At 51.4% G+C, this 13,150-nt stretch carries 13 protein-coding genes; 5 read left to right on the top strand and 8 right to left on the bottom strand.

Translation table 11 applies throughout. From position 1 onward, the window contains the following. Window positions 1-123: 123 nt before the first annotated feature. Together dnaJ and V0288_RS17095 are read left to right on the top strand one after the other, a co-directional pair. Complete coding sequence (gene dnaJ / locus V0288_RS17100; protein ID WP_332866352.1) at window positions 124-1,248, top strand: molecular chaperone DnaJ; 1,125 nt, start codon at window positions 124-126, stop codon at window positions 1,246-1,248. Beyond that, window positions 1,245-1,472 (top strand): sulfurtransferase TusA family protein, encoded by a 228-nt coding sequence (locus V0288_RS17095; RefSeq protein WP_332866351.1) that lies wholly within the window; start codon window positions 1,245-1,247, stop codon window positions 1,470-1,472. Before dnaJ ends, V0288_RS17095 begins: the two co-directional genes overlap by 4 nt. 42 nt (window positions 1,473-1,514) lie before the next feature. Here V0288_RS17095 and V0288_RS17090 read toward each other — a convergent pair whose 3' ends face one another. Beyond that, on the bottom strand, window positions 1,515-2,090 hold the full coding sequence (locus V0288_RS17090; protein WP_332866350.1) for a Uma2 family endonuclease: 576 nt from the start codon (window positions 2,088-2,090) through the stop codon (window positions 1,515-1,517). Between the two features lie 488 nt (window positions 2,091-2,578). Beyond that, window positions 2,579-2,809 (bottom strand): hypothetical protein, encoded by a 231-nt coding sequence (locus tag V0288_RS17085; RefSeq protein ID WP_332866349.1) that lies wholly within the window; start codon window positions 2,807-2,809, stop codon window positions 2,579-2,581. Between the two features lie 219 nt (window positions 2,810-3,028). On the opposite strand from V0288_RS17085, the gene zds reads away from it, so the two are divergent. The 3 genes from zds to V0288_RS17070 all read left to right on the top strand — a co-directional run bounded on the left by zds (window position 3,029) and on the right by V0288_RS17070 (window position 6,399). Further along, complete coding sequence (zds, locus tag V0288_RS17080) at window positions 3,029-4,498, top strand: 9,9'-di-cis-zeta-carotene desaturase (protein ID WP_332866347.1); 1,470 nt, start codon at window positions 3,029-3,031, stop codon at window positions 4,496-4,498. A gap of 60 nt (window positions 4,499-4,558) precedes the next feature. Continuing rightward, a complete protein-coding gene (locus tag V0288_RS17075; protein WP_332866346.1) occupies window positions 4,559-5,008 on the top strand; it encodes an SRPBCC family protein in 450 nt (149 codons plus the stop codon). Window positions 5,009-5,205: 197 nt separating this feature from the next. After that, the gene (locus V0288_RS17070) at window positions 5,206-6,399 is read left to right on the top strand and encodes a tetratricopeptide repeat protein (protein WP_332866345.1); all 1,194 of its coding nucleotides are present in this window, start codon (window positions 5,206-5,208) and stop codon (window positions 6,397-6,399) included. A gap of 39 nt (window positions 6,400-6,438) precedes the next feature. Here the strand turns inward: V0288_RS17070 and dndC are convergent, their stop codons facing one another. The 6 genes from dndC to murB form a co-directional block, all read right to left on the bottom strand. After that, window positions 6,439-8,040, bottom strand: a complete 1,602-nt coding sequence (dndC, locus tag V0288_RS17065; protein WP_332866344.1) for a DNA phosphorothioation system sulfurtransferase DndC — start codon at window positions 8,038-8,040, stop codon at window positions 6,439-6,441. Between the two features lie 99 nt (window positions 8,041-8,139). Then, the gene (locus V0288_RS17060) at window positions 8,140-9,390 is read right to left on the bottom strand and encodes a DNA sulfur modification protein DndB (RefSeq protein WP_422662003.1); all 1,251 of its coding nucleotides are present in this window, start codon (window positions 9,388-9,390) and stop codon (window positions 8,140-8,142) included. A gap of 291 nt (window positions 9,391-9,681) precedes the next feature. Further along, the gene (locus V0288_RS17055) at window positions 9,682-10,041 is read right to left on the bottom strand and encodes a hypothetical protein (protein ID WP_332866343.1); all 360 of its coding nucleotides are present in this window, start codon (window positions 10,039-10,041) and stop codon (window positions 9,682-9,684) included. Window positions 10,042-10,268: 227 nt separating this feature from the next. Continuing rightward, window positions 10,269-10,535, bottom strand: coding sequence for a DUF4278 domain-containing protein (locus V0288_RS17050; RefSeq protein WP_332866342.1), 267 nt, complete (start codon window positions 10,533-10,535; stop codon window positions 10,269-10,271). A 201-nt stretch (window positions 10,536-10,736) separates the two neighbouring features. Further along, window positions 10,737-11,942 (bottom strand): DUF3747 domain-containing protein, encoded by a 1,206-nt coding sequence (locus V0288_RS17045; RefSeq protein ID WP_332866341.1) that lies wholly within the window; start codon window positions 11,940-11,942, stop codon window positions 10,737-10,739. A 259-nt stretch (window positions 11,943-12,201) separates the two neighbouring features. Next, window positions 12,202-13,119: a UDP-N-acetylmuramate dehydrogenase gene (gene murB / locus V0288_RS17040; protein ID WP_332866340.1), complete on the bottom strand. Its 918-nt coding sequence runs from the start codon at window positions 13,117-13,119 to the stop codon at window positions 12,202-12,204. Window positions 13,120-13,150: the final 31 nt, after the last annotated feature.

Here is a 13,150-nt window from a genome sequence, read left to right as displayed (position 1 = left end):
ATAGTAGGGATAACCCCCTAGCCAACCCGCGATCACCCTACTATACTTTCTCGGGAAGTTTGCTAGAGTGACAACGGTAGCTACAATTTACCCATCCAATCGAGAACGGATCGATCGCCTCCTATGCCAGTTGATTACTACGATATTCTCGGTGTCTCCCGGGATGCCAGCAAGGACGACATTAAGCGCGCCTACCGCCGTTTAGCGAGAAAATACCATCCCGACGTGAATAAAGAGGTCGGCGCCGAGGAACGTTTTAAAGAAATTAACCGGGCCTACGAAGTGCTGTCCGAACCGGAAACGCGCGATCGCTACGATCGGTTCGGGGAGGCCGGGGTTTCCGGGGGAGGGCAAGGCTTCGACTACGAGAACATGGGGGGGTTCGCCGACATTTTCGAGACCATTTTCGGTGGTTTCGGCGGTATGGGCGGCGCGGCCGGCGCTCGCAAACGGGGCGGCCCGACCCGCGGGGACGATCTCCGTCTCGACCTGAAACTGAAATTCCGCGAGGCCGTTTTCGGCGGCGAGAAAGAAATCCGCATTCCCCACCTAGAAACCTGTCAGGTTTGTAAGGGCAACGGGGCGAGACCCGGAACGGGATCGCGCACCTGTTCTACCTGTAGCGGTTCGGGACAGGTTCGCCGGGCGACCCGTACCCCCTTCGGCACTTTCGCTCAGGTTTCCGTCTGTCCCACCTGCGAGGGAACCGGCGAGGTGATCGAGGAAAAATGCGACGCGTGTAACGGCGCGGGACGGAAACAGGAAACGAAAAAACTGAAAATTACCATCCCTCCCGGGGTGGATAACGGGGTGAAACTTCGGGTTTCCCGAGAGGGAGACGCGGGACTCCGGGGCGGCCCGCCGGGGGATCTGTTCGTGTATTTGACCGTGGAAGCGGATAGCGAATTCCAACGCGAGGGGATCGATATTAAATCCGATCTCTCGATCAGCTATCTTCAGGCGATTCTCGGTTGCACGATCGCGGTGAACACGGTGGACGGGCCGGAAGAACTGACCATTCCCGCCGGGACGCAACCGAACACGGTACTGATCCTGGAAAATAAGGGCGTTCCCAAACTCGGCAACGCGGTCAGCCGCGGCGATCACCGACTCACGGTGAAGGTGAATATCCCCACCCGCGTGAGCGGCGAGGAACGGGAACTTTTGGAAAAATTAGCGAGGCTGAAGAGCGAAAATCACGGAAAAGGGGGATTGGAAGGCTTTTTAGGTAGTATTTTTCAAAAATGAGCGCGACCTTAGATTTACGGGGAACTCCCTGTCCGATTAACTTCGTCCGCACGAAGTTGAAGTTAGAGACCCTGGACGCGGGAGAGTTATTGGAAGTGTGGTTGGACGCGGGGGAACCGATCGAGCAGGTTCCTCCCAGTCTGACGGTGGAAGGGTATCAGATCGCCTCGATCGAGGAGCGGGAGGGATTTTTCTCGCTCGTGGTCTGTCGTCCGAAGTCTTGAGAGCGATATTTGCCGGCGGGTGAAAGCCGAGCGCGATTCGGTTTATTTTCCCGCCGCGAAAATCTCGCTCGGGGTAAGATTTAGATCGGGAACGATCGCGGAAACGAGAGATCGATCGCCCTCGTAAACGCTTTCCTCGTACAGTCCATCCACGAGCGTTAAAACCGTCACCCGATCGATTTTCGGATCGACGATCCAGTATTCGGAGATGCCGCGGGCCGCGTATTCCGATCGCTTGTATCGATAATCGCGATCCTCGTTCGTTTTTCCGGGGGAAACCACCTCCACGACTAACGCGGGTGGGGGCATATCCGGGGTAATGGTGGCGCGTTTTCCACCGATCGCGGCGACTAATTCTTCCGTCAGGATCATCAAATCCGGCACGCGTACCGATGTCCGATTTCCCGTCACGACGATTTCCGTGTCTTTATGACGGATGAGTTTAAAAGGAACGAATTCGAGGAACCTGGTCAGTAAATAGAGCGAGATCAGGTTATTTCGATCGGTTTCCGGGGGCATTTTTACCAATTCTCCATCGATTAGCTCGTAGCGCGTATCGGTTCCGTCGTCGTACTGGAGATATTCTTCGAGGGTGAGTTTTCGGGTCGCGGTGGTCATGGTCGGGTTCGGTGCTTGGGGTTCGATCGTCGCCTACAATATCATTATGCTTCGATCGATCGAGGATAGGCGAACCGAACATAATGACAAAAAATCAATACACTTCATCGTGAGTCCCGATCGTGATTAAAACGATCTCTTCTTCACCGGTTTCTGAATTTTCTTCGAGAGAGAAAATAATACGGCAGTCGTATCCCAATACTTCCCAGATAACGTCATTCGCGGGTTCACAAGGAGACTGGAAACCTTATTCGCCGTAGGCGAGAAGCCCTAAAAAATCCTTAACCCGCGAGGTATTGAGTCGTATCCGCAAGAACAAGCGCGAAAGCCCTCTAATTCCCCTTTCAAACGGTGTGTCATCAGATCGCGAGCGAATATGTCCTCGGCCATTTGTAACAACACTCGCTCGACTTGTCTTTGTAACCCGGGGTTTTTCCGAACGAACTTTTTCAACGATCGCTTAAATCTTGGGGTTAGAATTAATTTTCTCACGGTTCATCGGAATTTTGTAAATAATCTCGTAATTCGGCGATCGCTTCCTCCGCGGTCACTGCCGTAAGATTTCCCTCTCGATACTCCGCTAACGCTTCCCGACACTCGCCGATAATTTCCCGTTTCCGCGCCTCGGCATTGCGTCTTTGCAGAATATCGATTAACATCTCTTGCTGTTCGATCGATAATTGACTCACCAGATCCAAAGCCTTTTCAAATGTGATCATTGTCTTCTTCTAGAGAATCGTTCTCGCGTTTTCCGTCCGTTGTTCGGATGACTCGATCCGGATAATTTATTATATCCCCGCGCTTCGAGGGGACGGCGGGAGCGAGCGTCGCGATCGGGGATTCGATCGATCTCCCGGACCGATCAATCCCCTCGCCCGCGCGATCGAGGTAAAATACATCTTGAGTCAAAAGTTAACAAATGTAACGGGTATCTCAGAATGCGAGTGGCGATCGTCGGTGCGGGATTAGCGGGAATGGCTACGGCTATCGATCTAGTCGAGGCGGGCTGTGAGGTGGAGATCTTTGAATCTCGTCCTTTTGTCGGGGGAAAGGTCGGTAGTTGGGTAGATCCAGACGGAAATCACATCGAGATGGGTCTGCACGTCTTTTTCGGCTGTTATTACAACCTTTTCGAGTTGATGAGAAAAGTCGGCGCGTTCGACTCCCTACTCCTCAAGGAACACACCCACACCTTCATCAACGAGGGGGGAAAAATCGGCGAACTCGATTTCCGTTTCCCCGTCGGCGCTCCTTTCAACGGTTTGAAAGCCTTTTTCACCTCCTCGCAGTTGTCCGCGGCGGATAAAATCTTCAACTCGCTGGCGTTGGGAACCAGTCCGATCGTCCGGGGTTTGGTAGACTTCGAGGGAGCGATGAAAACCATCCGCGATCTCGATTCGATCAGTTTCGCCGATTGGTTCCGCGCGCACGGGGGCAACGAGGGTAGTTTGAAAAAAATGTGGAACCCGATCGCCTACGCGTTAGGATTTATCGACACGGAAAATATCTCGGCGCGCTGTATGCTGACGATTTTCCAGTTTTTTGCGGCGAAAACCGAGGCTTCCGTTTTGCGGATGCTGGAAGGTTCCCCGCACGAGTATTTACATAAACCGATCGTCAATTATCTCGAATCCCGCGGGGTAAAAATCCACACCCGTCGTCAAGTCCGGGAAATTCTCTATCTCGGGGAGGATGAAAATACCCAAGTTACCGGCATCGTCGTCGCCAACGGGGACACGGAAGAAACCATCACCGCGGACGCTTACGTGTTCGCTTGCGATGTGCCGGGAATCCAGCGGGTGATTCCCTCGCAATGGCGGAAAATGCCGTTATTCGACAATATTTATAAACTGGAAGCGGTTCCCGTGGCGACCGTTCAACTGCGCTTCGACGGTTGGGTGACGGAGTTAAACGACGCGGAAAAACGGAAACAATTGCAAAAAGCGGTCGGGATCGATAATTTGCTCTACACTTATCAAGCGGATTTCTCCTGCTTCGCCGATCTCGCGCTGACTAGCCCTAGCGACTATTATCGCGAGGGAGAGGGATCGCTGTTGCAATTGGTGTTAACGCCGGGCGATCCGTTTATTAAAGCGAAAAACGAGGATATCGCCGAACACGTTTTAGAACAGGTGCGGAAACTGTTCCCCTCGGCGCGGGAGTTGAATATGACTTGGTTTAGCGTGGTGAAGTTGGCGGGAAGCTTGTACCGGGAAGCGCCGGGGATGGACGTGTACCGACCCTCTCAGGATACACCGATCGCTAATTTCTTCCTCGCGGGAAGCTATACCCAACAGGATTATATCGACAGTATGGAGGGCGCGACGCTATCGGGGAAACAGGCGGCGCGGGCGATTTTAGAGAAGGCCGATCGCCTGAAAGTTCAAGAAACCGCCGCCATTCGCTAAGATCGATCGAGCGGGAAATTCCCGCTCCAGTCCCCTACACCTCGCGCCGACTCCGAAAATATGTCCAACTGGTTAGAACATAGCGTACAAATTGAAATCGATGCCCCGATCGATCTCGTCTGGAGTCTCTGGTCGGATCTCGAACAGATGCCCAATTGGATGAAGTGGATCGAGTCGGTGAAGGTGTTGGAAGATAACCCCGATCTCTCGCGTTGGAAACTGGCCAGTGGGGGGCTGGAATTTACCTGGTTATCGCGTATTCTAAAAATCGTTCCCCACCAGATCATTCAATGGGAATCGGTGGACGGTTTACCCAACCGCGGCGCGATCCGTTTTTACGATCGCCACGACAAAAGTATTGTCAAATTAACCGCGGCCTACGCGATTCCGGGATGGTTGGGGAAACTGATGGATAATCTTTTCCTCGGTCGCGTGGTGGAATCGACGTTACAGGCCGATCTGGAACGTTTCCGCGAGTACGCGATGAATATTCGGAATAACGGCCAGTAAGGTTAGAGGAGGTGGTCGGCAGGAGGGGAAGGTAAAACTATAATCGCTCCCATTCTTCTTTCGAGATTCCAGAGGCGCGCCATCGGGAAACCGTTTTACCCGATCGCCGTCAACTTTCGGAGAACCCGGCCGGAAAAGGTCTCGCCTATGCCCGCTCCTGGCGATCGAACTTCTTCCTAAATTAATCCCGTGATTTTATGTCTAAACTCAGTCTGTGCATGATCGTGAAAAATGAAGCGGCCACCCTGGCGAAATGTCTCGATAGCGTGAAGGGGGTGGTCGATGAAATGGTCGTGATGGATACGGGTTCGACGGACGGAACGATCGCTCTCGCGGAAAGTTACGGCGCGAAAGTGCCGGTTTTTCAATGGAACGGGAATTTTTCTGACGCGAGAAACGCGGCCCTAGAACACGTCACCGGGGATTGGATTCTGGTTCTGGACGCGGATGAGGAACTGAACCCGTCAATCGTGCCGGCGATTCGTGAGGCGATGGCCGGTGAGGAGAATTTAGTAATCACTTTCTTGCGTCGGGAAGTGGGTGCGGTACAGTCTCCCTATTCTCTGGTTTCCCGTCTGTTTCGCAAGCATCCGAAGGTATATTTTACCCGTCCCTATCACGCGATTATCGATGATTCGGTGGCGGAATTATTGGCGGTAGAAGCGTGTTGGAAGGTGGTGGAAATTCCCTCGATCGGGATCGAGCATTACGGCTACACGAGCGAGAAAATTCAGGGTCTCGGCAAGTTCGATCGGGCGCGGGAGGCGATGGAGAAATTTTTTCAATCTCACCCGAGCGATCCCTATGTTTGTAGTAAGTTAGGAGCTTTGTATTTAAAAATCGGCAGGGAGAAAGAGGGGCTAAAATTGCTCAAACAGGGATTAAAAAATAATAATAGAAACCCGCATATTCTCTACGAGTTACATTTTCATCTGGCGAACGCTTATAGCCGACACGGGGAAATCGATCGAGCGTTAAATCACTATCAGAAAGCCCTCGATCAACCGATTATGGAGACGTTAAAAATCGGCACCTATAATAATTTCGGCGCGGTTTTACAGTCGCTCGGACGGTGGGAAGAAGCTCGAAAAGCTTTCGCCAGCACGATCGTTATCGATCCGAATTTCTCGATCGGCTATTACAATTTAGGGATGGTTTTAAAACAATTACAACGTTTTCCCGAGGCGATTCAAGCCTATCAAAAGGCGATTCAACTCGCGCCGGATTACGCGGAGGCCTATCAGAATCTCGGCGTAACTTTCCTGAGTTTTGGAAATTATCAGGACGCGGTGAATTCCCTACAAACAGCGGCGCGATTATGGGAGGAGCGGGGCAACTCGATCGAGGCGGAAAAGTTACGGGAATATTTACGCTCGATCGGGGTTGGATAAGTAAGGGCGCGAGCCTCGCGCCCCTACAATCGATCGATTTTATTCTTCCTCGGGGGAAGGGGCGGGAAATTTTATACTCGCCCAGTTGAGTTGTTTATCGGGGTCTTTTTCGGGTTCGTTCAAGGTTCCTTTTAGTTTTTCCTTGACGGCCGCGACATCCCCGCGTCGGGCGGCTTCTTTAACATCCCGTTGATAGTGGGCGTTTTGAATGGCTTCCTCGCGATCGCGGGAACTGGAGTTAAAGCATTTTTCTAAGTCTCCGTAGATACCTTTTCGCTGGGTTTTCAGGAAGTATTGACGTTCGGTGTCGAGGAGTTTGGCGAGAAGTTCGAGGTGCATGGGGTCGTCCGCGCAGATGTCCGCGAGGGTGTCCCACTCGTCGATTCCGAGGAGTTGGTTATCGGCGCCGGGCCGGGGATCTTGGAAGGGTTCGCCGGTCACTTGTTCGTAAATTTTGGGGAGTTGGTCATCGAATTCGTGTTTTTCCTCGCGCCAGATACGCCGGATCTCGCTGAGTTCTTCGATAGTGATCAGGGTGATGTCTTTCATATCGTCCGGCGCGTTTTGGCGGATTTGTTTCTGCGCTTCAAGAACCCGTCTGAGCCAATATTCCCGCCACTGTTTCGTATAGGGGCCGGGAATGGGTTCGATCGAGATCTCCCCGTTCAGATTTCTCTCGAATAATTGCACTTTCCCGATCATACGGCGAAAATCTCGCTTTTCTCTATCATCCAAAATGTCTAACTCGGCACGAAGGTCTACAAGCGGCTGTAACCACTCTTTTTCTTCGTCATTCTGGATCATCATGCTCAAGGATGTATCTTTATCCACTAACGTACACACCCAACAGCCGAAACGAGAACTCCCACAGCTAGGAGTAGAGGTATCGACCACTAACGGACACTCGTTATCCGCGGTCGCTCCCCGATACATGGCGAATAGATCTTTGTTATTGCCACCCCACGGATTTTCCCACTGTAGCAAGTACATCCATACTTCATCGGTTCGCCAATCCTCGATCGGGCTGTAAACGAGCGAGTTCGGCATATTCGCGTTAGGGCTAAGACGATCGCGAACTCTTTTAGACTCCAGCTTTGTCATGACTTTGGCGCGATTAGAGCTTTCGGCCTTGCGTATTCCCAAGACAAGAATCGTTTCACCCGCATTTCTGATTACTTCACGGATGAAGTTATTAGACGCGTTAATCTTGAGTCGTCCGGTACACCAGCGAAACTTTAAACGAGGTGCGGGATAGCCTTTGCCGATCAACCCGCTCCAAAAGCGATCCTCGACCACTGGATAAAGTAAATGAGCTTTAAACGGCATTTGTTGAGATTCTGCCGCTTTTTCAAGCTTTTCGATTGATTTGCGTACCCATGCCGCGACGATCGGATTTTCTACCATAGTATCGGTAGTAATGACATGAATCGTTTTTTGGCGTTTTTCTGGAGGTAGAGCGGCGATCGCGCTCCAAACTAGCTGTAAAACGGCCGAACTGTCTTTTCCCCACGAGACACCAATAATCCAAGGGATTTCATCTAGACAGTAGAGCGCTTGTATTTCTTTCGTCAGTAGATTGATATCTTCTACGAACTCATCAACAGTACGATTTGGCAGAAGAGAGGTTTGGATGGCACTCATCAGAAAGACGCTCGAAAGGACACTCTTTCTAATGTAATGTCCCCGAGCGAAATCTATCAACGATAGCGATCGAGCGTTATACCCGATCGCTATCTAACGTTATAGGAGAGGAATGCCCGTTCTTTGAGACACTTCATCTCTGGCTACTTTGAACGCTTTATCTACCGCGCTTGTCTGGGTGACTATTTTCTTGTTACCGTCGTCATCGATAACGATGCTGTTTTGCCAAAGCGTGGAATCACGGCTATAATCTAAACCGGCCAAAGCTTTAATTAGGGAGTCTCTTTGTAAATCCGTGAACTCTTGCCCGAAAAAGATCAAATGGCCGATACGACTGATCACCTGAAATCCAACCGTATTAAAGTCTACGCGATGTTGCCGCAAAGCATACAAATCCAGACCGATCGATTGAGATACAGGCTGGAGTAAGAGTTGCCAAGTATCGTTATTTTTGGCGAATTCCGTGTAAAAAACCTTAGCTCTTTCAAGCATCAAGAGAAATTCACTCTTGCTTTGTCCAGCACGAGATTCTATTACTTGCTTTCTTGATGAACCAAAAACAAATTCAGCAATACCAATCCGTAACTGACTCATCGTGAACATATAAACAGGATCTTTGCCGATCGAACGAGATATTTTATCGATACGTCCGTTAAATATGACAAGATCATTCGTGATAGTCCGAGTCAACTTAGATAGAGTATCGGTAACATCAAATGCGGCGAGTAGTGCGGGTGGAATTGGCTTATTTTTAGCGCAATCGGCAAAATCTTGATGAATTTGGTCTATATCTGCTTCTTGAACTACTAAAACGGTTACACTGTCATTACGCAAGCTAGGTCTTTCAATGATGGCTTTTTCGATCGCCTTTAATCGATGTTGTCCATCGGTAACATAAAGCCCGACATCGGTAGGTATAACGGCATATCCAAACTTAACTGGGCCGCTTCCATAAGTATAAACCTTAATAGGTGTATTCGAGTTAAAAATGAACGATGGCAAAATATACTGTTCTGTTTCCAGTAAGTATTTTGCGATTTCATTAACGTGCTGATGAATTAGAGGACGGTTGATGACTTCATCCGCATTAGACTTATTCTTTTTTGCCTCCGCACTTTGTAACCTTGCTAATTCTAGTAACATAGTAAGCGGGAGAGAAAACACGAGATGTGTTCTTCCTCCTTGTTCGTAAACGTGACAGATAAAAGTTCTCGCTCCTGACGTTGCCGCGTCCGCGAAAGCTTGAGACATGGCCTCGTCTTGTCTTTGGCACTGCACGAGATCAGCACTAGAATTGCCGACAACACTAGAATTACTGTCATGGTTGACAGTCGGTGTGATCTGAGTCATAATAGTTTTTAAGAAAAAAAAGAACTTTTACATAAACTTTCCGAGAAAAGCCTATTGGCGTAGGTTTTTGTCGGAGTTTTTGTTTATGCACTAAATCCAGTCTAATTTAAAGCTCTAGCAATGTCAACGGACAGATAAAAAATTCTCGACGAGCTTTTGCAGTCCAAAAATGTACTGCGACTGCAAATCGCAGTCCAAAAGTGTACTGCGTCACAATGTAAACGGATAATACTGGAGCCAAGCAAACTATGCCAGACTCTACAATTTATGGCTAAGACATATCGATCGAACTCAATCCCCGCGCTCGCTTCCCAATCTACGGACGAGAAAACGGATCTCTTCCAGAAGTATGTTAAAGCGTTGGTCATTTTCCCGACGGTAGGCTTCCGATTCCTGTCTCGATCGCTCGATTTCCTGTCTCCGCTCATTGTCCCGCTCGATAAACGCGTTCACCGCTCCCACCAGCATATCGACATTGTGGGTCGTCTGTCCGATCGACTTCCGGAGATCGTTCACCCGTAACGAGGTAGTCCCCACCGTACTCGCCAATTGAATATCCCTCTCCGCGAACTCGTTCATCCGTAACGAGAGATTTTCCACCGTACTCGCCAGGCGATCGAGTCTTTCATCGTCCCATCTTTCCGTAGTCATAATTTACCCCCTGTCGCTCTTTCTATTTTATTGTCCCGATCGATCTCCCGACACTCGATCGACGCGTTCAGCGTATCCTTTAGCCTACCGATATTCCGAGGCAATCGAACGGTCTTTTTCCCGATAGCGTCCAAAAAAAATCAACATAGTAGATAAACTATGTTGATCGTGAACTGAGATCGCCAGAAAAATCGAGAAAATCATTCATTTTTAAGGTTTATAAAACTTCAGGCCGATATTTCAGAAAATTGGTAACGCCAGTTGATAGCGCGGGGCTTCTCGTAAGGGATGAAGGGAGAGGCCGGACGGGTGTACTTCACCCCGCGGTAAATTAGTTCAACGGTTTTTTCGGTCGCGGGCATCGCTCGAGATACGGGGGAAATCGGAGCGAGGGTTCGAGTGTAGGTAACGCCGCGATAGACAAGTAGGACGGTGTTGGGAGTTTCCGCTTCAGTGGAGCGAGTGTAAGTAACGCCGCGATAGGTGAGTTGCATGGGGGGGGTCTCCCGAAAGGCTAACGTTGTTTTGCATGACTCTAGTATCGCGATAACACCCGGACATCGAAAGCCGAAAAAGTCTGGAAAGTTCAGGAGTTAGAAGCCGGGAAAGTCAGGACTACAACGCGAAGGGGGCGCGAACTTCACGCCCCCGCCTCGATCGGATTCTCACGTCTCTCTCGATCGCCGTCGATCGCTCTATTTCTTCTGCGTCTTCACACAATCGAGCGTCCGGACGATCGCGGCCGCGGCGTAATTCCGCTTGGCCGGATCGTTGGGAGCGAAATCCGTTCCCCGTTCGTTCAGGGGAGAGGCCACCCCGCAGAAACCGGACATCTGCTCGATCACACCGGCCGCCCAATGCCCGGAAATATCGGAGAAAGCGATCGGCGTTTTCGTTTCTAGTAGTTCCGGGGAGAGTTTATTTTGTGTCTTTAGATAGATGGCGGCTTTGTTCAAAATCGCCATCATTTCCGCTCGCGTGACCGGATCGGTGGGACGGAACTGACCGCCCGCTTTCCCGGCGATGATCCCGTTCGCTCGCGCCCATTGAATCCGTTTCGCGCTCCATCGGGTCGGCTCGACATCGCTAAACGTCGTACCCCCGGCGGCTACCTCATCGATATTGATTTTCCCGACCGTTCCCATCCCGCCGATCACCATCGCGGTAAACTGCTCGCGGGTAACGGGTTCTTCCGGGCGGAAAGTATTATCCTCCTTAAATCCCGCCACGAATCCCAGCGCGACCGCTTTCTCGATCTCCGCTTTATAGATATCGTTGCCGGTATCCCGAAAACTCGCGGCCGGGGAAGTGGTATTGGTATCCGGCGGGGGCGTTTTTCCGGCCGCCGCCAGGACTTCCGCTTCCTTGCCGGTGAAGTAGAAATGACCGAGACTCTTGCCCTGAAAGGCGCGACGGCTAAACTGCCAGCCCGGTTCGAGGATGATTTTCATAAAACCCTGTTGCATTCCCCGCGTCCGGCCGACCACCAATTCCGGCCGTCGGGTATCGCGGGGGGTGCCGACTAACACCAATTCGCCGCCGCGCTCGACGATCCGTAGAATATAATCGAGGCCGAAATCGCGACCGTCGAGACGGATGGAATAACCGTTACTATCGGTAGCCCGACGACAGATGCCGGTGAAATCGAAATTGAGGAGGAGGGGATCGATCATCACGGGATTCGAGCCGCTCTCACTCCAGCATTGTTTCTTTCCGGGGATCTGTTCGAGTACCAGTAAGTCGTACTTATTGCTTCCGTAGGGACGGGCGATCGCCACCATTTTGGTCTGATCGATCGGCTGTTCGTCGAAAGTCTGGGCTTTGGTCGAGATTAGGGGGTCGATCGAGTTGACACTCGCGGTCATCAAGGCGGCCAGCGCCAGTGATACTTTAACTTTCATGATCCGTATGTATAGCGGTTTTTCGATAAAAATATCGTTGGGAATCCCGAATAACTAGGACTCGGTTCATCGGGCGCGGGTTCCGAGGAGGATGGGGGGATGGGAATTTTTTGGGGAAAAGGGGAGTTTTTTGGGAAAAAGGGAAGGGGAAAAGGGAAAAAATTCCTTTTCAGTCCCTCATCTTTACCCTCTCCTCCTGCCTCCCGACTCCCGACTCTACGATCTTCTTTCTATTGTAAAAATGGATACCGTTCGCCGGCTAAATTCCTTCAAACTCGCCTAAAATCTTCACTTCCGGTTCTAACCACAGAGAGAAGCGATCGGAAACCTGTTCCTGTACGTGACGGATGAGATGGAGAATATCCGACGCTTTCGCCTCGCCGATATTGACGATAAAGTTGGCGTGGAGGGGGGAAACGAGCGCGCCGCCGATCCGGTAGCCTTTCAAGCCCAATTCCTCGATGAGAGCGCCCGCGAACTTCGGTTTCGGGTTGCGGAAAACACTGCCGCAACTGGGGCGATCGTAGGGTTGGGTATTCTTGCGATGGTGTAGGTTGCGCGTGGTGAGGGCCATCATTTCCTCCTCGGTCGAGTCCGGATCTAACTGTAAAGTCGCCTCGATGACCAAGCGATTATCTCCCTGTAAGCGGGAGGTGCGGTAACTGTAGTGTAAATCTTCCCGCGCGAGGGTTTCGATCTCCCCGTCGGGGTTGAGAACGATCGCCCGAACCAATCGATCGGCGATACAGGAGGTGTGCGCGCCCGCGTTCATCACCACCGCGCCGCCCACGGTTCCGGGGATACCGACCGCCCATTCCAGCCCTTTCCAGCCCCGTTTCGCCGCTCTCCAGGCTAATTTCGGGAGGGGTTCCCCCGCGGCCGCGGTAATCGTCCCCGTTTCCGCGTCGAAGGAACTCGATCGCAGGCGACGGGTATTAATAACCAGACCCGGCAGACCCCGATCGCTGATCAGTAAATTCGATCCCGCGCCCAGGATCGTCAGCGGCAGATCCCGCTCTCGCCACCAATCGATCGAGGCTTTTAATCCCGCGAGATCCCGAGGTTCCGCGTACCATCGCGCCTCGCCCCCCACCCGATAGGAGGTGAATTCCGCGAGGGAAACATTCGATCGGATCGGGCAGATGGCATTCGAGAGAGATAGGGAATGGAGGGTCATAACTCGTGTGGGTCGGTAAAGTGAACGTGAA

Origin of the sequence: Pannus brasiliensis CCIBt3594 (genome assembly GCF_036688125.1) — a bacterium.
In the GTDB taxonomy this organism is placed as follows: domain Bacteria; phylum Cyanobacteriota; class Cyanobacteriia; order Cyanobacteriales; family Microcystaceae; genus Pannus; species Pannus brasiliensis.
Note: the sequence above shows the minus strand (reverse complement) of the source record. Positions and strands in the feature narration are given on the sequence as shown.